Genomic DNA, 21,785 nt, shown 5'->3' on the forward strand with positions numbered 1-21,785 from the left:
ACGCCCGATCCGGATGGGGAGCTGTCCGTCACCCGGGGTCATCCGAGCCGTCGGGTCTGCTTCCGCACCGCGACCCCGAGCTGGACCGTGCCCACCACCGCGAGTACGGCTCCGATCACGGCGATCGCGGCGGCCAGAACCGTGACGGTGCCGGAGGCCAGGCCGGTAGCCCACCACCAGGTCGAACACAGCGCCGCGATGATCGCCAGTATCACCCGCGACGGTCGTTCCCACACGGTGACCGCGCCCGGCCCGGTCATCCCGACCGCCTGCGCCGTGGCACGGGTCGTCTCGAGGATGAGGGTCAGCACCACGATCGAGACGCCCAGCCACGACGGCGCTCCCACGACCACGACGATGCCGATCAGCATGACGTCGGAGCACCGGTCGGCGACGGCGTCGTTGAGCCGGCCCCACCGCGACGCCGTTCGCGTCTGGGCCGCGATCGCGCCGTCGACGCCGTCGAGCAGCGCCGCCACCAGGATGACCAGTGCGGCGAGCAACGGCCACCAGCCCCCGAGGATCGTCAGACACAGTGCCGTCGCGGTGGCGACCACGCCGAGCACCGTGACGGTGTTGGCGGACACACCGAGCCGTGCGAGCGGGCGCGCGCACCAATGACTGATCAGCACCCAGCCGCGCACCCACGGGTTCTGCCGCGGATCGATACCGCCGTGGAGTTCCGACCAGGCGTCGAGTGCCTCGTCCCGGGCGGGCTTCATCCGGCCGGCCGCGACGTCTCGGCCCGCTCGCTTCGCTCCCGGCGCCGTGTTTTCTCGGCCCGCTCGCTTCGCTCCCGGCGCCGTGTTTTCTCGGCCCGCTCGCTTCGCTCCCGGCGCCAGGTGCTCAGGTTCCGCGGACACGGTCCCTCCTCTGCTTCGAGATCGCCTGCCCAACCGCCCATCCGACGATCACGATGACATGCGCGACGTAGAGCCACAGCCCGACCGCCACCACGCCGCCGATCACCCGGAGCCCCCCGTACGGGATACCGACGTCGATCGGCAGGGACAGGAACAGCAGGAAGCCCTGGAAGAACCCGGCGATGAACGACGCGGTCCCGAGAGCCGTGACCGCCGCGACTCCCAGCGTCGGCTCGCCGGGCGTCACCCGCCAGTACACCCACGTCAGCGCGATGGCCACCGTCAGCCAGACGACGATGAACTCGACCACGATCCGCACCACGAGATCCCCGAGACCGCCCGTCCCGCCGCCGTCGGGCGCGAGCGTGGTGAGTGTGCCCGCGACGCCGACGACGACGAAGGCCAGCGGCGGCACGACGACGACCAGCCCCAGCACCCAGATCCGCGACCGCCAGCCGGTGAACCGGTCGTCCCGCGGATACAGCGTCATGCACGCACGGCGAAGTCCCTCGCCGTAGAACGACGCCGGGAACAGCAGCACGACAGCGCTCATCAGCGACAGCCCGGTGCCGATCACGACTGCCTCGTCGAAGACACCGCGGCCGCCCATCGCCGGCGGGATGAGCACGCGAAGCTCCGACAGGGACTCGGCGGCCGACGGGCCGCGCAGCCACGTCGTCGACCAGATCCCGAGGAGCGCCCACGGGACGACGGCGATCGCGGCGAAGTAGGTCAGCGTGGCGGCGGCAGCCGCGAGGTCCCCGCGGCCGAGGGTGGTGCGGACATCCGCCACCAGCGCACGGACGTCGAGCGTCTTCGCGTGCTCGCGGAACGAGGTCTCGCGAGTCACCGTGGGGGCCGATCGGCGCGGTGTCACCCCTCCGGGATACCCGAAAACTCCACGCCTACGCCGCAGTGGCTTGCCGCCGGTCGTGTCGGGCGATCTCCGGACGACTCCGATCCGGCGTCAGATCGAGGCGAACAGAGCCACCGCCACACCCAGCATGATGAGGGCGACGACCGCGTCGAGCACCTTCCACGCACGCGGACTGGCGAAGAACCCGGACAGCCTGCGCGCCCCGCCACCGAGGGCGGTGAACCACAGAACGCTCGCGATGCACGCACCGAAAGCGAACGCCCACTTGCCGTTTCCGTGTCCGTTCGCGATGGCGCCCATGGTGATGACGGTGTCGAGGTAGACGTGGGGGTTCAGCCAGGTCAGGGCCAGCGCCGTGCCCACCGCGATCCAGCGTCCGGTGGACTCGGCTCCCCTGTCGTCGACCCCGGTGGCCTCGGCCTCGATCACCTCGTTGCTGCGCAGGCAGCGTCTGACGGCCAGCACCCCCAGCGCCCCCACGTAGAGTCCGCCGGCCACCTTGGCGAACGTCACCACCTCCGGATGCGCGCCGACGAGGGCGCCGAGTCCGGCGACACCCGCCACGATGAGGACGATGTCGGAGACCGCACAGACCGCCACGATCGACGCGGTGTGTCGGCGCGCGACACCCTGGCGCAGCACGAAGACGTTCTGGGGTCCGATGGCGATGATCAGGCCGGCTCCGGTCAGGAGTCCGGCGAGCGCGGGAACGAGATAGACGGTCACCGGGACGACGTTAGGAGCGCCCACCTGCCTCAGTACAGCGAAAGTTTCTCACGAATCATCAGCTGAGCTTCAGATTAGGCCGCGTCGTCGCCCAGTCCCGCGACGCGCAGGACCGCGCAGAACGCGTCGATGTAGTCGTCGATCTCCACGTCGCCGACCAGTCCCTGCTGCACGACCGCTCCCTGCATGACCGACACCATCACCTGGGCGAGGATCGTGGGTTCCGCGGGCAATTCGTGACCCGCCGCCCGCCAGTCCGTCAGGACGCGCTCGAAGACCCCGCGCAATCCACGGACGATGTCGCCCACGGTCTCCCGAAGGGCGGGATTGTTCGAGGCCTCACCCCACACCGTCAGAACCATCCGGAAACCGTCGGTCAACGGGGCGATCTCGAGCAGGATCCGTTCCGCGAGCGAACGCACCGCGGCCTCGGGTGAGGCGGGTCGGGCCCCCGGGTCGTCGAAGCCATTGATGCCCGTCTCGTATGCGACGAAGATCGACCGCGCGACCGCGGCGATCAGCTCCTCCTTCGAGGAGTAGTACGAGTAGACGGCTCCCGCACTGAGCCCGGATTCCCGGATCACGTCGGACATCGACGCGCGGTGGAACCCCTTGTCGATGAAGCAGCGGCGAGCGGCGTCGAGAATCTGCTGACTTCGTTCGAGCTTGCGTTCGTCGCTGATCTTCGGCATGCGGACAGTCTAAAACGAATATTCGTTCTTGATTCCAGCCTACGGTCGGCGCATACTCTCCAAAACGAAGGCTCGTTCTTTTTAGGAGATGCCATGACCACCGAGCTGCACCCGACGGATACCCGACCAGATGGCCCCGGCGCGACCGCGGGACCCGCGTCAGGCCATGCACCGAGCTGGCGGCAGGTGGCGGCGATGATCGTCGGAATCCCGACGCTCGTGGTCGCGATCGCCGCGATGTTCGTGTCGCTGGCCGTCGATCCCGAACCACACGAGGCCCCACTGGGTCTCGTCGCACCTCCGGCCGCTGCGCAGACGATCGAGTCGGCCCTCGCCGAGCGGGCGGGCCCCGACGCCTTCGTCGTCGAACGATTCACCGACGTCGACGACGCCCGCGCCGCGATCGAACGGCGCGATCTGGTGGGCGCGATCGCGGTCGGACCCGGCGGGGTCACGGTCCTGACCGCCGAGGCGGGATCCCCCGTGCTGGCGCAGGTCGTCTCCGGGGTGGGCAGTGGCATCGCCACCGCTCAACGCGTACCCGTCGCCATCGAAGCAGTCGTCCCCACCCCCGAAACCGACGCCCGCGGAACCGGTTTCGCCGCCGGATTGTTGCCGTTGCTGATCGCCGGCATGGCACTGGGCGGAGCAGCGGCGGTCGCGCTGCGCGGGCGCGTCGCGATGCAGGTGACGTTGGCGGTCCTGGGTCCGCTGATGGCCGGCTTCGGCTTCGCGGCGACATGGTCATGGCTGGGCGTCATCGACGGTGGAGTCGGCGCCGTCGGTCTCGCCTCGGCCCTGATGATCGGTGCGATCACCTGGTTCACGGTCGGCGCGGGAAGTCTGCTTGGTACCGCGGGTGTCGGGGTGTCCGCGCTGGTGATGGTGCTGATCTCCAACCCGTTGTCGGGTCTGGCGTCGTCCCCGTACCTGCTCCCCGCCCCGTGGGGAGCGATCGGACAGTGGCTGGCACCCGGCGCAGGCGGCACGCTGCTCCGCTCGGTCGCGTACTTCCCGGCCGCGAGCATCACCGGAGAAGCAGCCGTGCTCGTCGGCTGGGTGGCGATCGGCGCCGGACTGCTCGCACTCGGGGTGATGCGCGGGCGCCGGGCCGCCCAGCCGAGTTCCGTCCCGGCCTGATCCGGGTCGTCTAGCCTCGGCTCGTGGACATCAGCCAGGAAGGCCTGCGCACGCTGGCCGCGGTGCTGCGCGAGGGAACGTTCGACGCCGCGGCCACCGCCCTGCACATCACCCCGTCGGCGGTGAGCCAGCGGATCAAGGCGCTCGAGTCCGCTGCCGGCCGGGTCCTGTTGCGGCGGACCAAGCCCGCGACCGCCACCCCTGACGGCGAGGTGCTGGTCCGCCTGGCCAAACAATGGGAACTCTTGCTCGCCGAGACACGAGCCGAGTTCGTCGGCGCCCCCGACGACGACGGGCTGCCACTGGTCGAGCGTCCACGCATCCACCTCCCGATCGCCACCAACGCCGATTCCCTCGCGACCTGGTTGCTGCCGGTACTGGCACAGTTCCACCGGGAACACGCGGTGGCCGTCGAGATCTTCCGCGACGACGAGACACGCAGCAGCACCCTGCTCCGCACCGGCGACGTGCTCGCCGCGGTGACCTCGGAGCCTCTGGCGATTCGCGGGTGTACACTCCAGTCGCTCGGCACGATGCGCTATCTGCCCGTTGCCACAACGGAATTCATCGAGACCTGGCTGCCCGACGGACCCGACGCCGATTCCCTGACCCGCGCCCCGATGGTGCAGTTCGACCGCAACGATCACATCCAGCGGAACATCTCGGCGGCCCTCGCGGGCCGGCCCGTCGACCCGCCGGCGGTCTACATCCCGGCGTCGACCGAATACCACCGCGCCGTCACGCTCGGGATCGGCTGGGGCGCGGTTCCCGTCGTCCAGATCGCCGAGGCTCTCGACGCGGGTCGCGTCCGCCTCATCGCCGACCACCACATCGACGTCCCGCTGTACTGGCAGTACTGGAAGCTGAGTTCACCTCTGCTACAAGCACTCACGGCAAGTGTCGTCGAAGGCGCCGCCCGTGTTCTCTAGAGCCGATTCCATAGCCCGAAGCCGCGGTTCGCGCGATTTCGGACTATAGGACGGCGGGATCGACCAGCTTCGGGTGCGCGTCGTCGACGAGGGGGTTCTCGATCTCGTCGCGCCACATGCGCGCGGCGACGTAGAAGGCCCACGCGATCGGCACCGGTAACAACCCGCCCAGCACGAACGTGGCGGTCAGTCCGATGGCCGAGGAGACGGGGGCGGCGATCGCCATCGACACCGGCATCAGCGCGACCGACACGAAGAAGTCGAGGCTGGCGATGCGACCCAGCAGCGCGGGCGGGACCCGACGCTGTAACAGCGTCCCCCACAGGACCATCGGGCCGTCGAACAAGATGCCCATGGTCACCCCGGCGGCGATGAACATCCAGGTCGAATCGGCGAGACCCATCAACACCAGCGGCAGGCTCGAGAACGCCCACAGCGAGAACATGACGGTCAGGTACCGGCGCGGCATCGGGATCGAGGCGAAGACCAGCGACGCCGCGGCCGCACCGAGCCCGAATCCGGCCAGAACCCAGGCGTGCTGGGTCGCACCTCCGTCGATGCGCTCGCGCAGCGCGAACGGGACGAGGACCTCGATCGGACCGAGCGTCGCCAGCACCAGCACGCACGCGAAGAGCAGCGTCCCCCACAGCCACGGAGTCCACGCCATGTAGACGAATCCCTCGGCCAGGTCGGTCACGATCCGGCGGACGCCGGCGCCCTCGACCGCCACTTCCGGCTGGTCCTGCGCCGCCTCTCCGAAGCGCCGTGCGGTGACCGGCGACATCGCGAGATAACAAGCACCGGAGGCGATCGCCGCGATCGCCGCCATCAGCACCGCGGGTCCCGGCGCCCAGGCACCGATGACGGCACCGGCGACCATCGGGCCGACCGCCTGGAAGACGACGGGACGGAAGAATCCCTCGATCCCGTTGGCCGCCTGCAGTTCCGAAGGCGCGACGATGCCGGGCAGGAGCGCCGAGTAGGCGGGGTAGTACATCCCGGTGGTGATACCGCCCAGCAGCGACGCCAGCACCACATGCCAGAGTTGCAGCACACCCGTGATCGACGCCAGACCGATCGCACCGAACGCGACCATCTTCGCGGCCTCGAGCCCGATCATGATGTGGCGCTGCGAGATACGGTCGGCAAGCACACCGCCGGCCAGTGTGGAGAACAGCATCCCCACCGCGGCCACGCCGGTGGCCAGCGACACCTGGCCCGGGCCGCCACCGAGCGCGATGACCTGCCAGATCACCGCGATCGTCCACACACCGTCGGCGAACATCGCGAGGATCAGTCCGGACGCGAGCAGCCGGTACTGCCGGCGCGCGAACGGCAACAGCGCGCGGGGCAGACGGGAGTCGACGGCGGATTTCACCCTTCGAGCTTGCCCGAACCGCCGGGCGGAGTGCCAGCCGATTTTCGCAAACGCCGGTTCTCCGGTGGAGCGGTCAGCTCGCCTTCCGCGAGGACTTCTTGGCCGGGGACTTCTTGGCCGTCGTCTTGCCTGCCGAACCGCCCGAGGACGTCTTCTTCGCGGTCGACTTGGCGGCCGCCTTCTTGGCCGGGGCCTTCTTCGCGGCGGTCTTCGCCGCAGCCTTCTTGGCCGGCGCCTTCTCGGCCCCGGTGCCCTCCGTGCCGGTGTCCTTCGAGTCGGTGTCCTTCGAGTCGGCGTCCGAACCCCCGCGGTCCTTCACCGAGGCACGCAGTGCGGCGAGGAGATCGGCGACGTCGGAGTCGTCGGTGTCCTTGTCCTCGTCGTCGGATTCGGGGAACGCCTCGCCCCCCTCGGACTTCGCCTCGATGAGCTTGGTCAACTCGTTCTGATAGGTGTCCTCGAACTCCGAGGGGTCGTAGTCCGACGCCATCGACTCGATCAGGGACGCCGCCATCTGTAGTTCCTGATCGCGGATCTCGGTGTCGTCGTCGAGGAAGCCGAAGTCGGGTTTACGGACCTCGTCGGGCCACAACAGGGTTTGGAGCGTCATCACGCCGTCGACGACACGCAGCGCGGCCACGCGGGTGCGGTTGCGCAGGGTGAACGAGGCGATCGCCAGCCGGTCCGTCTCCTCCAGCGCTTTCGCCAGCAGGACGTAGGCCTTCGGCGACTTCGACGACGGCTCGAGATAGTAGGGCTTGTCGAAGTAGATCGGGTCCACCTGCTCGGCGGGCACGAACTCCAGGATCGAGATCTCGGGGCTCTTCTGCACCGGCAGCGACGCGAGGTCTTCCTTGGTGAGGATCACCGTCTCGCCGGACTCGGCTTCGTAGGCGTTGGCGATGTCGCCGTAGTCGACCTCGGTGTCGGTGCCCTCGCGCACGCGGCGATAGCGGATGCGGGTGCCGTCCGACGAGTCGACCTGGTAGGACTTGCGGTCGTGGCTCTCGGTCGCCGAATAGACCTTGACCGGCACATTGACCAGACCAAAGCTGAGGTCGCCCTTCCAGATCGAGCGCATGGATGCCATTCTGCCAGGACTTGGGCTCCGATGGCGGTAGGGAACGGCAATCCGGTGGGTGAGCACCGCTTCGGAGTGGATTTCCGGGTGTAGGCTTGGCGATACACCGGATCTCATATCTGGCGGCATTCTGCCAGCGCCCCGGTGCCGTACGGCCGCTCGACGTTGGCGGTCAGGCAGGGCGGTCGCCCAATGATCACCACCTCGCGAATTCTCGACACCGCCCCACGCAGCCGTCTGTACGGACACACAGGGGACTATCACCGGGCGCGTCCCGGGCATTCTCACCATCCGGACATCGTCGTCTCCGGTATCCAGGAGGAGGATTCTCGGCGCGTACCCGGTGACACGCTGGCCGAATGGGACGTCTGGTTCGCCCCCGCCACCGCCGCGACCCCGGGACGACCCGTCGGTGATGTGCTCGCCCGGCGCAACGTGAGACGCTCCCGCCATTCACGCACAGCGACTGTCGACGACGACTCCCACCCGGTCATCCTCTTGGCGACCGACGTCCACCGGTCGTTCGCCGAAGAGATCTGGCAGCACGTGATCCTGGCGGCAGAACGCGGCGGGACTCTCTCGGATGTGCTGATCGAAGCGGACTCGGCACGCCGATGACGACACGAACCGATCTCCCGCCCATCACCCGCAAGCTCAACTCCCAGCTCCTCGGCCTCGCCGCCGGCAGCTCGCTCGACCCCGAGACTGCGGCTGTGATCAAGGACCTCGGCGCCCACATACTCAGCGCCGTGGCGGAATTGGAGAACGACCTCATCATCGCCAAGGCCGCAACTTCCTCCCCCTCCCCCGCCGCCCCCTCCGCCTCCGCGATCCCGGCGAATGGCCGGAACGGACATCAACCCCAGGAAAGCACCTCATGACTCCAGATGCCTCACCCTCGTCACGGATACAGTTCAAACCCGCCGGATCAGACCGCGGCTCGGTCGACGGAGCGTGGTGGCCCCACACCCGAGACCTCGCCGACGAGACGCGCGCAATCGCACCCGCGATCGAAGAACACCTGAAGCGACTCGAACGCGTCGGCTACGCCGTCCGCGATTGGGAATCCTCCGACACCACCAAGATCGCGATCGACGGAAAACGGATCAGTCTGGAAGGGTTCACGGTCTGGACACCGGCAACCGTCAGATTCACGGGCGCCGCGAATACGCTCACACTCGCGGTGATCCCCCCGGACACCGATGCACGGACCGCGCGCGAGATCATGACGCGAGCCACCGACAAGCACAGCACCGGAAGCGCTTCGACGCTCCTCAACCCGCCGACATAATCGGCGGGTCCGCCGGCGCCGCTTGTGGCGAGACAGCTGAATCCGCCGGCCGGTGACCCATCCAGCCGACATTGTGGACAATGGGGGACATGGCAGGCGGCGAGATTCTGGAGGTCGACGGCCGCCGGATCTCGATCACCAACCTCTCGAAGGTGCTCTATCCGGCGACCGGGACCCGCAAGTTCGAGGTCATCGACTACTACTCGCGCATCGCCGACGTCCTCCTCCCCCATGTACGCAATCGCCTGATCACCCGCAAGCGGTGGCCCAACGGCGTCGAATCGACCCCGTTCTTCGAGAAGAACGTCCCCGAGAGCGCGCCCGAATGGATTCGACGCCACGGCATCCAGCACAGTGAACGGGTCATCTCCTATGCGATGGCCGACGACCGTGCCACGCTGGTCTGGCTCGCCCAGATGGCCGTGCTCGAGATCCACACACCGCAGTGGCGGCTCCCCATGGGGCCCGACGGAGCGCCCATGGCCAACCGCATCGTCTTCGACCTCGATCCCGGTCCACGGGTGCCGCTGCACCGGACCGCGGAGGTCGCGTGCGAGATACGCAACTGGCTCGGCGGGGCGACCACCTACCCGGTGACCAGCGGCGGCAAGGGCATCCACCTATACGCACGGCTTCCCAAACCCGTGACGTCCGACGCGGCGCGCAAGGTGGCACAAGAGGTCGCCAACGAGTTCGCGCGCCAGCACAGCGATTTCATCACCGCCAAGATGTCCAAGTCGCTGCGCGACGACAAGGTCTTCATCGACTGGAGCCAGAACAACGCCGCCAAGACCACCCTCGCCCCCTACTCGCTGCGTGGTCGCGAGCAACCGTGGGTGGCGGCGCCTCGCACCTGGGAGGAGATGGAGGACCCGAAGCTCTCCCAGCTGCTCTACACCGAGGTGCTCGACCGGGTCGACGAGTTCGGCGATCTCCTCGACGGTCTCGACGACCCCTACCGCGACGCCGATGACGGCGGGCCGGAACCCGTTGTCGAGCCCGCGGCGGGCCAGGTCATCAATCTGAAAGAGTACCGGCGCAAGCGCGACCAGTCGAAGACGCCCGAGCCTTTCGGCGACGAGGCGTACCGGCAGCGCGTGGAGTCCGAGAGTCCCTCCGATGAGCCCGATTCCACGGACTCCCCGACGGACCGGGCACCGATCTTCGTGATCCAGGAACACCACGCCCGACGCCTGCACTACGACTTCCGCCTCGAGCACGACGGCGTCCTGGTGTCGTGGGCGGTGCCGAAGAACCTGCCCACCGATCCCGATCAGAACCGGCTCGCGGTGCAGACCGAGGACCACCCCATGGACTACGCCGACTTCGAAGGCGACATCCCGGCGGGCGAATACGGCGGCGGGCACGTGTCCATCTGGGACAAGGGCACATTCGAGCTCGAGAAGTGGCGGGACAAGGAGGTCATCGTCCGCCTGCACGGCGAACGCGTCCAGGGGCGGTACGCGCTGATCCGAACCGGGGAGAAGAACTGGCTCGCCCACCTCATGAGCGACGAGCCGCGGCCGATCGTCCCCGACAGCCTCACCGATCCACGCCCGATGCTCGCGACCGATGAGTCGATCGACGGTCTCAACGGCCGCGACTGGGCGTTCGAGGGGAAGTGGGACGGGTACCGGTTGCTCATCCGCTCGGTCGGCGGCGACTTCCGGCTCACCTCCCGATCAGGCATCGACATGACCGCCGACTTCCCCGAACTCGCCGGTCTCGCAGACGATCTCGGGCTCATGGACGTGGTACTCGACGGCGAGGTCGTCGCCATCGACTCCTCCGGACGCACCAACTTCACCCTCCTGACCTCGCGCCGGCACACCGACGAGCCGTACTCGCTGCGGTTACACCTGTTCGACATCCTGTTCCTCAACGGCTCGTCGCTGCTGCGCAAGCCGTGGTCGGTCCGGCGCGAGCTCCTCGAGGAACTCGCACCTGCGTTCCGCAACTCCGCCTTCGTCGAAGTTCCGCCGCTGCTCCCCGGCCCGGGATCGGCCGCTGTCGAGTACAGCCGCGAACACAATCTCGAAGGCGTTGTCGCCAAACGCCGCAACTCGGTGTACCAGCAGGGGCGCCGGTCGACGACCTGGCTGAAGCACAAGAACTGGAGCGACATCGAGGTCGTCGTCGGCGGATATCGACCGGGGCGCGGCAACCGCGCGCACACCATCGGCTCCCTGCTGATCGGTCTGCCCGAGGAGACGGGACTGCGCTACGTCGGTCGGGTCGGCACCGGTTTCACCGACGCCCAGCTGCGTTCGCTCGCCGAGGAACTCGGCCCGTTGGAGATCTCGCGGTCGCCGTTCCTGGACAAACTCGACCGCCCGGTCGAGTCGAGTGCGGTGTGGGTGCTCCCCAAGATCGTCGGCGAGGTCCGTTTCATGGACTGGACGACGGCCGGACACCTGCGTCACCCCAGCTGGCGGGGAATCCGCCGGGACAAACTGCCCGGCGACCTCTGAGCTGCGACGGCACTGCGACCGGACGAGAACAGGAGCGTGGACATGACCGGCGAGACGATCACCATCGCCGCGGCCGACGATGACACCGATGCCTATGTGGCCCGGCCTGACTCGTCGTCACCCGGCGCCCTTCTACCCGGCGTGCTGTTCCTCACCGACGTGATCGGACTACGACCTCGGATCGAGGCCATGGCCGACCGCATCGCGTCGTGGGGTCATGTCGTGCTGGTACCGCACCTGTTCCACCGGTTCGGGTCCCCCGCCGACTGGGCACCCACCGAGGATCTCCTGCTGCCCGAGGCTCGGGCCGCGTTCTTCGGATCCGCGATGCCTCGGGCGCGGACCCTCACCCCCGACGCGGTGCGCCCCGACCTCGTCGCCTACCTCGACGCGCTGCGCTCCCTGCCGGGCGTCGCGCCCGGCCCGATCGGTGTCACCGGCTACTGCATGGGCGGTCGGCTCGCGCTGAACATCGCAGCCGCCCGGCCCGACGATGTGGCCGCGGTCGGCATGTTCCACACCGGCGAACTCGTCACCGACGACCACGACAGTCCGCACCTGCATCTGGTCGGCATCAACGCATTCGTCCTCGCGATCCACGCCGACAGGGACCGGTCGCTACCCGCCATGGCAGTGGCCCAGTTCGAACACGCCCTGATCGGCGGGGGCGTGGCGCATTCGGCGACCGTCTACCCCGGTGCACCGCATGGCTATACGATGTCCGACCTGGAGGCCTACCACCACGAGGCCTGCGAACATCACTTCACCGAACTCGAGGCCCTGTTCGGCAGGACCTTGTCCGAGTGAGTCGGTCGCGGCACGTGGCCGGACAACCGACAATGAGATGCGCTGTCGCTGCGACGTTCACAGCCAATCCACAGAGGATTCCGAACCCGACCCCACACTACGAGTCCACTCTCGACACATGAGAAGAAGCAAGAACACCGTCTCCGTCCCGCTCGTGGTCCTCGAAGATCCCGCCGCCATCGATTACGCCCACGCCCTGTTCCGCCTCGACATCCCGGTGGCCGTCGTCAGCAGCGAGTACTCCGCCGTCTTGCCGTTCATGGTGGGAAACAACGGGTACACGGCGGCACTCGTCGCCGATGTCGACGATCCCGAGCAGCTCGCCGAGGCGATCGTGATCATCGAACGGCGCTTCGGCCGAGTCGATTCCGTGATCCGCTACGCCACCGATCTCCCCACCGCCCGCGCCTCCTGAGGATCACGGACCCACCTCTGGGAGCAGGCCTCCTCACGAGGCGGGCGTCGACTCCGGTGCACCGATCGGGCGCCCTTGGCGCAGCGGGAGTTCCTTCCACGTGATCGTGCCGATGATGGCCAGCAGCGAGATGATCGACACCGCCAGGAACACGCGGTCCATCGAGTCGGCGAAGCCCTCCTTGATCGGCTGTGCCACCTCGGTGGGCAGCTTCTCGATGACGGAGGTGTCACTCATGACGCTGTCCGACGATCCGGCCGCGGCGCCGGGGTTCTGCGCGGCCGCGATGAGCGACTGTCCGAACGCGCTGACTTGCGGGTCGCTGCTCTGGGAGGCCTCCACGACCGCGGCCCGGTACTCGGGCTCGGCTGCCGCGGCGACCATCTCGTCCTGGATGCTCGGCCCCATGAACGAGAACAGCATCGAGAAGAAGACCGCGACGCCGAGTGTCCCGCCGATCTGGCGGAAGAAGGTGGCGGTACCGGTGGACAGGCCCATGTCCGTGGGCGGCAGGATGTTCTGCATGGCAAGGGTGATCGGCTGCATCAGGTTGCCGAGACCGAAACCGAGCAGCGCCGCCATCAGCATGACCAGGTAGACCGGGGTGTCGGTGCCGACCAGGTGCAGCAGAAAGGTGGCGGCGGTGATCAGCACCGCACCGACGATCGTGAAGATCTTGTAGCGGCCGGTACGGGAGATCAGCTGGCCCGACAGGATCGAGCCGGTCATGAGACCGAGCACCATCGGTAGCATCTGCAGCCCGGCGACCATCGGGCTCGATCCGCGGAGGACCTGAAAGTACTGCGGCAGCATCGAGATTCCGCCGAACATGACGGCACCGATGACGACCGAGATGATGATGCCCTGGCTGAACACCCGGTTCTGGAAGACGCGCAACGGAATAAGCGCGTCGTCGCCCATCTTGTGCTCGATCCAGATGAACGCGGCGATACCGAGCACGCCGATCACGTAGCAGAGAATCGAGAGCCCGGAGCTCCAACCCCATTGGCGCCCTTGTTCGGCGACGATGAGCAGCGGCGCCACCGCGACGGCGAGCGCTGTCGCGCCCCAGTAGTCGGTTCGCCCGCCGACACCCTTCTGCTGGTCGTAGTTGAGCACCTTGTAGACCACGAAGAGTGCGACGAGGCCGATCGGCACGTTCACGAGGAACACCCAGCGCCAGCCGGCCACCCACAGAATCGTCGTCTGGCCGGCGAACAGGCCACCGAGGACCGGGCCGAGAACACTGGAGGTACCGAACACGGCGAGGAAGTAGCCCTGGTACTTGGCACGTTCGCGCGGCGGCACGATGTCGCCGATGGTGGTCAAGGCGAGGGTCATCAGCCCGCCCGCGCCGAGTCCCTGGAAAGCGCGGAACGCGGCCAGCTCGTACATCGACGTGGCGATCGTGCACAGCAACGAACCGACGATGAAGATCGAGATCGCCAGCAGGAAGAACGGTTTGCGGCCGTAGAGGTCGGACAGTTTGCCGTACAGGGGTGTCACGATCGTCGCGGTGACGAGGTAGGCCGTGGTCACCCAGGCCTGCATGTCGTAGCCCTGCAGGTCGTCGGCGATGGTCCGGATCGCAGTCGACACGATGGTCTGGTCGAGCGCGGCGAGGAACATGCCCATCATGAGTCCGGCCAGGATGGTCAGGATCTGGCGATGGGTCAGTCCGGCACCGGCGACCTCATCGTCGTGGGCCACTGTGTCGGCGCCCGACGGGGAGTCTGTCATTGTCGTCCTTTCACGGGTTTCGTGCATCCGCGTCCGGCGTGCGGGCTGGGCACGCCGGGTTGAGGGCCGCATCGGCAGCGTCGACGAATCGTCCGAGAAGCCTGACCAGGGTGTGCAGTTCGTCGTCCGACCAATCCGCCATCACGCCGGCCATCGCTGATCGCCGGATCTCGCGCATACCCAGGACGCGGTCCCGGCCCGCGTCGGTGATGACGAGCAGGGTGGCGCGGCCGTCGTCGGGGTCCGCCTCACGGCGGATCAGTCCGTGGTCCACGAGCTGTGCCACGTGACGACTCACCGTCGACGGATCGGCACTCATCGCCTCGGCGAGCTCACGGGATCGCATCGATCGTCGGGACAGCGGGAACAGTGCCTTGAACGCTGCCGCCTCGAACTCACCCTCGCGCGTCCGGAACGTGGTGTGGACCGCCCGCTCGCGGATCCGCACGAACCGCTGCAGCGTCTCGAACAGGTCGTCGAACGCCTGGTGATCGAGAGCCGGCACAGCACTCACCTCCGGGCGACGTCTTTACTTTCACTTTGCAATTAGTTGCGGTGTGCAACTAGTTGCCGAACGCAAGTGTGCACGCACACGGGAGAGAATGCAAACAGTTCGATGCCGGGGGTCGGGTGGTCGCCCGGGGACGCACCCGAAGACAGCCGCCGACCTGCCAGGTCGGGGGTTGGCAGGTCGGCGACTCACCCACATGTCGCTCGCGGGCCGTCCGACGTTACCGGCGTCGATCGGAGAAGCGGGCTGAGCCACATCGGCGGCGCGGAAGTGCGTTGCGCCTCGTGGCGCAGTGGGCGATGCATCGCCGGACCCTGCCTGCGGTTAGCCTCGTGGGAGTCAGGAACCGTGACAGGAGCTCTTCGTGTTCGTTGTCGCCCACATCAGCGACCTGCATTTCAACGGGACGCGGTTCAATCGGGCCCGCATCCAGGCCGCACTGAGCTACATCAATGCTCGTGCCGCGGGCATCGACGTCCTGCTGGTGACCGGCGACATCGCCGACGAGGGTGCGGCCAGCGAGTACCGCGAGGCCCACGGGGTGCTCGACAGTCCGCTGCCGATGCTGATCACGGCCGGCAACCACGACGTCCGCGAACCGTTCAGCGCCGCCCTCATCGGCACCGAGACCTCCGGTCCGATCAATCACGCCCGGACGGTGCGCGGACGCGACGGTTCCGATGTTCTCTTCTTGATGTGTGACAGCTCCATACCCGGCCGCAACGACGGCCGCCTCGATGATGCGACGATCGCCTGGCTGTCGGACCGGCTCAGCGCGACACCCTCGGACACCCCGGTGTTCATCGCTTTTCACCATCCGCCGGTCGAGTTGCACATGCCGTTCATGGACTCGATCCGCCAGTACGACGAGGACCGCCTCGCCGCCCTGGTCGGACAACATCCGAACATCGTCGCGTTCCTCTGCGGACACGCGCACACCCCGGCGGTGACCACCTTCGCCGAACGCCCGCTGTGCGTCGCGCCGGGTGTGTCGTCGACGCTCAACCTCCCATTCGAGGGCCGGGAGGTCGTCAATCGCGGTCAGCCGCCGGGGATCGCGTTCCACCTCTACGAGGACGAGCGGTTCGTCACCCACTTCCGATCGGTGATGTTCTGACGCGTGTCCGCAGCAGCATCGTCAACGCGCAGATGTCGTTTCGGGATCGCGGCGCCGGGAGCGGAGCGAATCGTCACCGGTGACCGGCGCGATGCTCTGCGGGGTGACCTCGTAGACACGTGCGGTCGCGATGTCGAAGTACAGTCCGACGATGCGCAGTCGCGCGTCTGCCGCGGCGCGTCCGACGAGCGGGTGCCGCGCGAGCGTCTCGATCTGCTTCGCGACGTTCACCACGGCCAACTGGTCGACCTCGGCCATTCCCAACTCGGCCGCGGCGCGTCCGGCCGGGTGCCCGTGGCGGAAGGCCACTAGGCTCGGGACCGCGTGCTTGAGCCACCGCTGGATCGGCGTCTGCTCCGACGGCGTCGCCGATCCGGCGTGATTGTCTGACCGTTCGCTGTCGAGCAGCGCGTGCATCGCCCGCCACGACGAGTGACCGCAGACGACGATGGACGACACCCCCAGCTCCCCGATCGCGAACTCCAGTGCGGCCTCGACTGATACGTCGTCACTGTCGGTCGGTATCAGATTACCCACGTTGCGCACCGTGAACAGGTCGCCCGGACCGCTGGCGGTGATGATGTTGGGCAGCAGCCGCGAGTCGGCACAGGTCACGAAGAACGAATCGGGGTCCTGCGCCTCGGTGACATCGGCCAGCATCGCGCGCAGGGCGTCGGCATGCTCGTTCTCGTACTCGTCGACGCCGCCGAGGACCGACCGGAGCGCGGCCGGACGGTCCGGGTCCACCGACGTCTCCGACTCGGTTCGATTGCGCCACGGTGTCAGTCCGGCGAAACCGGAGGTGTGGCGCCGCGGTGGACGTCGAGGGGCGTCGACGAGCCGGGCACGCCCCTTCTCGACGACCAGCACCGTGCCGCCGCCGGCCTCGTGCGCCCAGCGGAAGTCCTCGAGCATCTCCGACGCCGCGTTGTCGAGGAAGTCGGTGTCGAGTTCGAGCGTCAGGTGCGCCCCGTCCGGCACCTGCGACAACGCCTTGTTCAGCTTCGGCAATGACAGGAAGCTCAGCGAGCCGCGCACGCGTACTGTCCATTGCTGCGCACCATCGTCGGTACCGCTTGCCTCCGAGGTGATCTCGGCGCGGACCACCCGCCACACAACGAGTCCGATCGCCACTGCCAGGCCGATGCCCACGCCCTCGAGCAGATTGAGGAAGACCACCGCGACCACCGTGATGACATAGACCCACAGATCTCCGGTGCGCAGCGCGATCCGCATGTGTGCCAGCTTCACCAGCTGGATGCCGATGACCACCAGCAGGCCAGCCAGAGCGGCCATCGGGATCTGCTCGACCAGCCCGGTGAGCAGCGCGGCGAAGACCAGCACCCACACGCCGTGCATGACCGCCGACGCCGAGGTCCGCGCGCCGGAGTTGACGTTGGTGGTGCTGCGCACGATCACGCCGGTGACCGGCAGTCCGCCGAGCATCCCCGAGGTGATGTTCGCACTGCCCTGTCCGAGCAGTTCGCGATTGAGGTCGCTGCGCGGACCGGTGTGCATCTTGTCCACCGCGACCGCGGACAGCAGCGACTCGACGCTGGCGATCAGCGCGACCGTCAGCACCCCGAGAAGTACTGCAGCCCAACTGCTGTCGGGGAGTTCGGGAAGAGTGATGGCTTCGAAGAAGTTGCCGTCGATGCTGATCCGTTCGACGTCGAGGCCGAAGACGATCGTCAACGCCGTCGCACCGACGATCGCCACGAGCGGGCCGGGCACCTTGCGCACCGCGGCCGGCATCAGCGGCCAGATGAGCAGGACGGCGATCACCGTGCCACCCACGAGCGCGTCCGAAGTCTCGATGTCCGCCAGCCCCGCGGGCAGCGAGGTCACGTTCTCCCACGCACTGCTCGCCGAACTCCCGCCGAGCAGCACATGGATCTGCTGCAACGCGATGGTGATGCCGATACCGGCGAGCATCGCGTGGACGACCACCGGCGCGATGGCCAGCGCGGCGCCCGCGATCCGGCTCAGACCGAAGAGGATCTGCAAGACGCCCGCACCGACCGTGATGAAACATGTGACGCGCCAACCGAAGTTGGCGACCATGTCGGCGACGACCACGGTCAGACCAGCGGCCGGTCCCGAAACCTGTAGTGCGCTCCCACCTATCAGCCCGGCAACGATCCCACCGACGACCGCGGCGATGAGCCCGGCCAGTACAGGGGCATCCGACGCGATCGCGATACCCAATGACAACGGAAGGGCCACAAGGAAAACAACGAGAGATGCGGGTAGGTCGTACCGCACCACCTCGCGAACTCCGGGGCCCCGACTCCCCATTTTTCGCATATGTCCGACGCTACCGACGGTTTGTTGACATCAGATGAACTCCCGCGGCGTATTGCTGTGAAACCGGAGCGCAGCAGGGCGGCACTGTGATTCACTTCACGCCGATCGGCCACGGGGCCGGTCGGATCCGGGTGTCAGGCCGACGATCCCGCCTTCAGGAGTTCCTGGAGGATCTTCCCGCCGATCTCCGGGATGAGACCGGGGCCGGTCTCAGGGAGATTCTGCGGAAGCAGACCGGGTTCATGGGTGGCCGGGATGCGTGCTGTCCGGGTGGCTTCCAGCCTGATACCGGTCTGCTGGGCCTTGGTGAGCGGGGTTCGGTACTTCTCGAGGTCCGTTGCGGTGGTGAGGGACCCGACGACCCGCAGACCCATGGCTCCGAAGTCCGCGGCACCGCGTCGGATGTGATTGGGCGACGTGACGAGCACGATGTCCCGGATACCCTGCGCCCGCAGGATCTCGGCGGTGTTCTGCGCGTTGCCCACCGTCGACCCGGACTTGTCCTCGACGAGGATGCGGCTCGCGCTGACACCGTTGTCCAGGAGCCACGTCCGCATCGCGGCCGCCTCGGTGATGCCCTTCTTCGGCACGCCTCCGGTCACCACGAGGGGAGCCCCGGGCGTCACCTCCGACTGCGCCTTGCCGGCCGACACCCGGTTGACGAGTTCCGGCGCCATCTTCCCGTTCGCATTCAGTCCGTACCCGAGCACGACGATGGCCACTCGCCCGGACACCGGTTGAGGTGTGGTCGCCGGCACGATCTGCGCGGCGGTCGCGACACCCGAGATGATGTTGCGCGCCGTCGTCGCCAACGCCGGGTTGATCATCGACAGTCGGTTGAGTGCGGACCGGCCGACCACGACGTCATCGAGCTGGTCCGACCAGATCGCCTGGAGTGCAAGTGCATCAGAATCGGCAGGCGCCACCGCGAGGACCTGCTGCAGGAATTCGAGGCCGCCCGCGACGTCGCCCCCGGCGAACTTCGACTGCGCGTTGTTGTAGAGACCGGCCGGGTCGATCGCGGACGCAGTCGTCACCACCGAGGCGTCCTGCGCCGGCAATGTCCCGACCGCCACGCCGCCGAGCGCGGCAACCGCGATCGTCGCTGCGGCCGCGATCTTCCTACGCTTCACTCTGGTCACACCAGTCACTCGCGTTACAGTACGAGAGTTGCACAACGGCCCCGCACCCGTCCGATCCCAGATCGGTAACGGGTGCGGGGTGGATGCGGCGGGCGAAGCTCAGCGCTTCAGGCCGGCCACCTTCAGCAGCTCCGGACGGCGCAGGACGAGCCCGATCCACATCAGTACACCGAGGTAGACCGCGAACAGGACCGTGTCGAACAGCGGGGCCTCGATCCGCATGTTCGCCGTGACCGCGCCGCCGAGGTAGGCCGTGATCCCCACCGCGCCGAGCACGGCGGTGCGCGGGATGGCATAGACGACCAGGCACACGAGCAACACGACCCCCATCACGACGGCCTGGTCGGCCGGGAAGCCCAGCTCCTGCATGCCGTCGACCACCGCTTGCGGACGCGCCAGCTTGCCCGCGACGTCGAACGCGAGGAAGGCGCCGACGAGCACGCTGATGACGACTCCCGTTGTACGACGCCAGTTCCGACGCACCGGGCGCGCCTCATCGGAGGCGGTTGTGGTGGTCGTGACCGCCGGGCTGGCGGTGTCTCCGGCGGTGCTGTTGCGAGTCATGATGGCCTCCTGGCGAATGGTGCGAGTGGGTTGTGCAGGGATAGACACGCCTGCTCGCCAGAACTCATCGCCGGATCGGCCTGCACCCTCGGGGACGGACTGGCGTCGTTGTCCGGGCACCGCGGTGATCACTGGCCTTCGACGATCGACGACTACGCTGCCGACCTTGCGAAATTTGCGCGAGACGAGTTGCGTTCCTTCCATTCCCACACGGCGTAGAGCACCTCGGTGGTGTACCCCAGGTCCATCCGACCCCCACCGATCGGGACCGTCGCCTCCACACCCACCCGCGGATCAGGCCGCCACCCAGCAGGTCTCACCGTCGGCGGAGCCACCTCGATCTCGGCACCGTCAGGCCGGTGAAACGTAAACCGCTGCTGACCGTGCGCGGCAATCGAGAACTCACCCCGATGCAACGACCGATGACACGACCCGCACAACAAGATCAAATTGTCCGGATCCGTCCGCCCACCCACCGACCACCACCGCACATGATGAGCATGCAGATGACGCGTCCGACCACACCCCGGCATCTGACAACACCGATCCCGCACAAACAACGCCCGCACCAACGCCTTGTTCGGCGCCCGCCGACGACGCCCCACACCCAACAACGCCAGCTTCCCCGGCTGCCCCGGAACCCTGCGACTCACCACATCTCGAATCGACGCACCGCACCGAGCCTCGGCCACCTCGACCTCAGACAACGCCGGACCATCATCGAGATGAGCGGACTCCACACCCTCACCGGCATGAATGAGGATCTCCGCACCCGGCGCGACATCAGGCATCGCGATCCCGTCATGCACCATGCCGGCCATCACCACCACCGCCGGCGCCACATCCGACGGCACCTGCCGCCACAGATCCCGACGCCGCGACGCAACCACCTCCACACCATTCACAACCGAGTCCGATTCGGTGTTCCGCGGAACACTCGCAGCGGCAGGCAGATCCGCATCCTCGCAGGTCCGGGCGCGTTCATACTCCGCGCGCACCGCACCCGCTAGAAACCGCGCCCCATCCAACGGACTCAACCTCAACGACACCGACAACGACCCGTCAGCATTCCATTTCCACCGTCCCGACGACTCCACCGGCGGAGCACCGCCCTCGGCCCTCGGCGACCCCGCGGGTGCGGTCGATCTGGCCCATCGCCCGCACCGCCCGATCCAACTGACTCGCCGTGCACGACAGCGCCACATTCACCAACTCCTGCTCGCGCTCCGGCGTGGCCACCCGCGTCAACGCGCGCACCTTCGAATACGTCAGGCGACCTTCGCCAAACGCCTTGCGGATCACCGGCAATTCTCGTATCGCCTTTGCGACTCTCAGGTGCTCGTGCGCCGTTCGCGGTGCAATGCCGGCCTTCCACGACAACCAGTGCGCCAGTGAATGAATCCCCGGCCCCCGCCACGACTCCCGCTCGTCCAGTTCCCCCACCAGGTCAAGGAAACCCGCTGTCAGCGCCGTGATCTGCGCGGCATACCCGAGCACCCTCGCCTCGAGAACCTCATCAGACAACGACCCGGGATCCGCACCGTCGAACATCGACGCAACGTCCCCGACCGAACGAAAAGCACTGACCCCCACCGCAACCCCCTGAACCGAACGAAAGGTACGAGAACAAGATATCGGGCACCACCGACAATTCTCCGGGCCACAAACCCGAGGTCACGAGTGTTCCGCGGAACACGAACTGTGGATCATCGCTATTCACCCTCGTCATATTCT

General features: G+C 67.5%; 20 protein-coding genes and 1 pseudogene. 9 read left to right on the top strand and 12 right to left on the bottom strand.

Features of this window, described 5'->3' with window-relative positions:
- Positions 1–38 precede the first annotated feature (38 nt).
- The 4 genes from AC3B5T_RS05585 to AC3B5T_RS05600 all read right to left on the bottom strand — a co-directional run bounded on the left by AC3B5T_RS05585 (position 39) and on the right by AC3B5T_RS05600 (position 3,158).
- The gene (locus tag AC3B5T_RS05585) at positions 39–722 is read right to left on the bottom strand and encodes a CDP-alcohol phosphatidyltransferase family protein (protein ID WP_055476414.1); all 684 of its coding nucleotides are present in this window, start codon (positions 720–722) and stop codon (positions 39–41) included.
- Positions 723–846: 124 nt separating this feature from the next.
- Positions 847–1,713 (bottom strand): YhjD/YihY/BrkB family envelope integrity protein, encoded by an 867-nt coding sequence (locus AC3B5T_RS05590; protein WP_055476415.1) that lies wholly within the window; start codon positions 1,711–1,713, stop codon positions 847–849.
- Positions 1,714–1,830: 117 nt separating this feature from the next.
- Entirely contained in the window at positions 1,831–2,466 is a 636-nt protein-coding gene (locus AC3B5T_RS05595) for a LysE/ArgO family amino acid transporter (protein ID WP_055476416.1), read from the bottom strand.
- Between the two features lie 74 nt (positions 2,467–2,540).
- The gene (locus AC3B5T_RS05600) at positions 2,541–3,158 is read right to left on the bottom strand and encodes a TetR/AcrR family transcriptional regulator (RefSeq protein WP_055476417.1); all 618 of its coding nucleotides are present in this window, start codon (positions 3,156–3,158) and stop codon (positions 2,541–2,543) included.
- A 93-nt stretch (positions 3,159–3,251) separates the two neighbouring features.
- Between AC3B5T_RS05600 and AC3B5T_RS05605 the strand changes: the two genes are divergently transcribed.
- Positions 3,252–4,298 carry an ABC transporter permease gene (locus tag AC3B5T_RS05605; RefSeq protein WP_488358394.1) on the top strand — a complete coding sequence of 349 codons (1,047 nt, stop codon included), beginning with the start codon at positions 3,252–3,254 and terminating at the stop codon, positions 4,296–4,298.
- Between the two features lie 23 nt (positions 4,299–4,321).
- A complete protein-coding gene (locus AC3B5T_RS05610) occupies positions 4,322–5,227 on the top strand; it encodes a LysR family transcriptional regulator ArgP (RefSeq protein ID WP_055476419.1) in 906 nt (301 codons plus the stop codon).
- A 43-nt stretch (positions 5,228–5,270) separates the two neighbouring features.
- Here AC3B5T_RS05610 and AC3B5T_RS05615 read toward each other — a convergent pair whose 3' ends face one another.
- Both AC3B5T_RS05615 and ku read right to left on the bottom strand, forming a co-directional pair.
- Complete coding sequence (locus AC3B5T_RS05615) at positions 5,271–6,605, bottom strand: MFS transporter (RefSeq protein ID WP_055476420.1); 1,335 nt, start codon at positions 6,603–6,605, stop codon at positions 5,271–5,273.
- A 73-nt stretch (positions 6,606–6,678) separates the two neighbouring features.
- The gene (gene ku, locus AC3B5T_RS05620) at positions 6,679–7,686 is read right to left on the bottom strand and encodes a non-homologous end joining protein Ku (RefSeq protein ID WP_010843141.1); all 1,008 of its coding nucleotides are present in this window, start codon (positions 7,684–7,686) and stop codon (positions 6,679–6,681) included.
- Between the two features lie 192 nt (positions 7,687–7,878).
- On the opposite strand from ku, the gene AC3B5T_RS05625 reads away from it, so the two are divergent.
- The 6 genes from AC3B5T_RS05625 to AC3B5T_RS05650 all read left to right on the top strand — a co-directional run bounded on the left by AC3B5T_RS05625 (position 7,879) and on the right by AC3B5T_RS05650 (position 12,670).
- Positions 7,879–8,304: a hypothetical protein gene (locus AC3B5T_RS05625; RefSeq protein WP_055476421.1), complete on the top strand. Its 426-nt coding sequence runs from the start codon at positions 7,879–7,881 to the stop codon at positions 8,302–8,304.
- Positions 8,301–8,567: a hypothetical protein gene (locus AC3B5T_RS05630; RefSeq protein WP_055476422.1), complete on the top strand. Its 267-nt coding sequence runs from the start codon at positions 8,301–8,303 to the stop codon at positions 8,565–8,567. The genes AC3B5T_RS05625 and AC3B5T_RS05630 overlap by 4 nt, the downstream gene beginning before the upstream one ends.
- Entirely contained in the window at positions 8,564–8,977 is a 414-nt protein-coding gene (locus tag AC3B5T_RS05635) for a DUF5994 family protein (RefSeq protein ID WP_010843144.1), read from the top strand. The genes AC3B5T_RS05630 and AC3B5T_RS05635 overlap by 4 nt, the downstream gene beginning before the upstream one ends.
- Before the next feature lie 89 nt (positions 8,978–9,066).
- Positions 9,067–11,448, top strand: coding sequence for an ATP-dependent DNA ligase (locus AC3B5T_RS05640; RefSeq protein ID WP_055476423.1), 2,382 nt, complete (start codon positions 9,067–9,069; stop codon positions 11,446–11,448).
- 42 nt (positions 11,449–11,490) lie between these two features.
- Complete coding sequence (locus tag AC3B5T_RS05645; protein WP_488358396.1) at positions 11,491–12,255, top strand: dienelactone hydrolase family protein; 765 nt, start codon at positions 11,491–11,493, stop codon at positions 12,253–12,255.
- A gap of 118 nt (positions 12,256–12,373) precedes the next feature.
- The gene (locus tag AC3B5T_RS05650) at positions 12,374–12,670 is read left to right on the top strand and encodes a hypothetical protein (RefSeq protein ID WP_010843147.1); all 297 of its coding nucleotides are present in this window, start codon (positions 12,374–12,376) and stop codon (positions 12,668–12,670) included.
- 33 nt (positions 12,671–12,703) lie between these two features.
- Here AC3B5T_RS05650 and AC3B5T_RS05655 read toward each other — a convergent pair whose 3' ends face one another.
- Both AC3B5T_RS05655 and AC3B5T_RS05660 read right to left on the bottom strand, forming a co-directional pair.
- The gene (locus AC3B5T_RS05655; RefSeq protein ID WP_055476424.1) at positions 12,704–14,410 is read right to left on the bottom strand and encodes an MDR family MFS transporter; all 1,707 of its coding nucleotides are present in this window, start codon (positions 14,408–14,410) and stop codon (positions 12,704–12,706) included.
- Between the two features lie 10 nt (positions 14,411–14,420).
- Positions 14,421–14,915, bottom strand: a complete 495-nt coding sequence (locus tag AC3B5T_RS05660; RefSeq protein WP_055476425.1) for a MarR family winged helix-turn-helix transcriptional regulator — start codon at positions 14,913–14,915, stop codon at positions 14,421–14,423.
- Positions 14,916–15,285: 370 nt separating this feature from the next.
- Between AC3B5T_RS05660 and AC3B5T_RS05665 the strand changes: the two genes are divergently transcribed.
- Positions 15,286–16,038, top strand: coding sequence for a metallophosphoesterase (locus AC3B5T_RS05665; RefSeq protein ID WP_010843152.1), 753 nt, complete (start codon positions 15,286–15,288; stop codon positions 16,036–16,038).
- Positions 16,039–16,059: 21 nt separating this feature from the next.
- Here the strand turns inward: AC3B5T_RS05665 and AC3B5T_RS05670 are convergent, their stop codons facing one another.
- From AC3B5T_RS05670 to AC3B5T_RS05685, 4 genes and pseudogenes are all read right to left on the bottom strand, one after another.
- Positions 16,060–18,336 (bottom strand): SulP family inorganic anion transporter, encoded by a 2,277-nt coding sequence (locus AC3B5T_RS05670; RefSeq protein ID WP_055476426.1) that lies wholly within the window; start codon positions 18,334–18,336, stop codon positions 16,060–16,062.
- Positions 18,337–18,479: 143 nt separating this feature from the next.
- Complete coding sequence (locus tag AC3B5T_RS05675; protein ID WP_055476427.1) at positions 18,480–19,487, bottom strand: YdcF family protein; 1,008 nt, start codon at positions 19,485–19,487, stop codon at positions 18,480–18,482.
- Positions 19,488–19,586: 99 nt separating this feature from the next.
- Complete coding sequence (locus AC3B5T_RS05680) at positions 19,587–20,051, bottom strand: DoxX family protein (protein ID WP_055476433.1); 465 nt, start codon at positions 20,049–20,051, stop codon at positions 19,587–19,589.
- A 152-nt stretch (positions 20,052–20,203) separates the two neighbouring features.
- A pseudogene (locus AC3B5T_RS05685) lies at positions 20,204–21,602 on the bottom strand (HNH endonuclease).
- Between the last annotated feature and the right edge of the window lie 183 nt (positions 21,603–21,785).

This window comes from Gordonia sp. G4 (assembly GCF_057770005.1).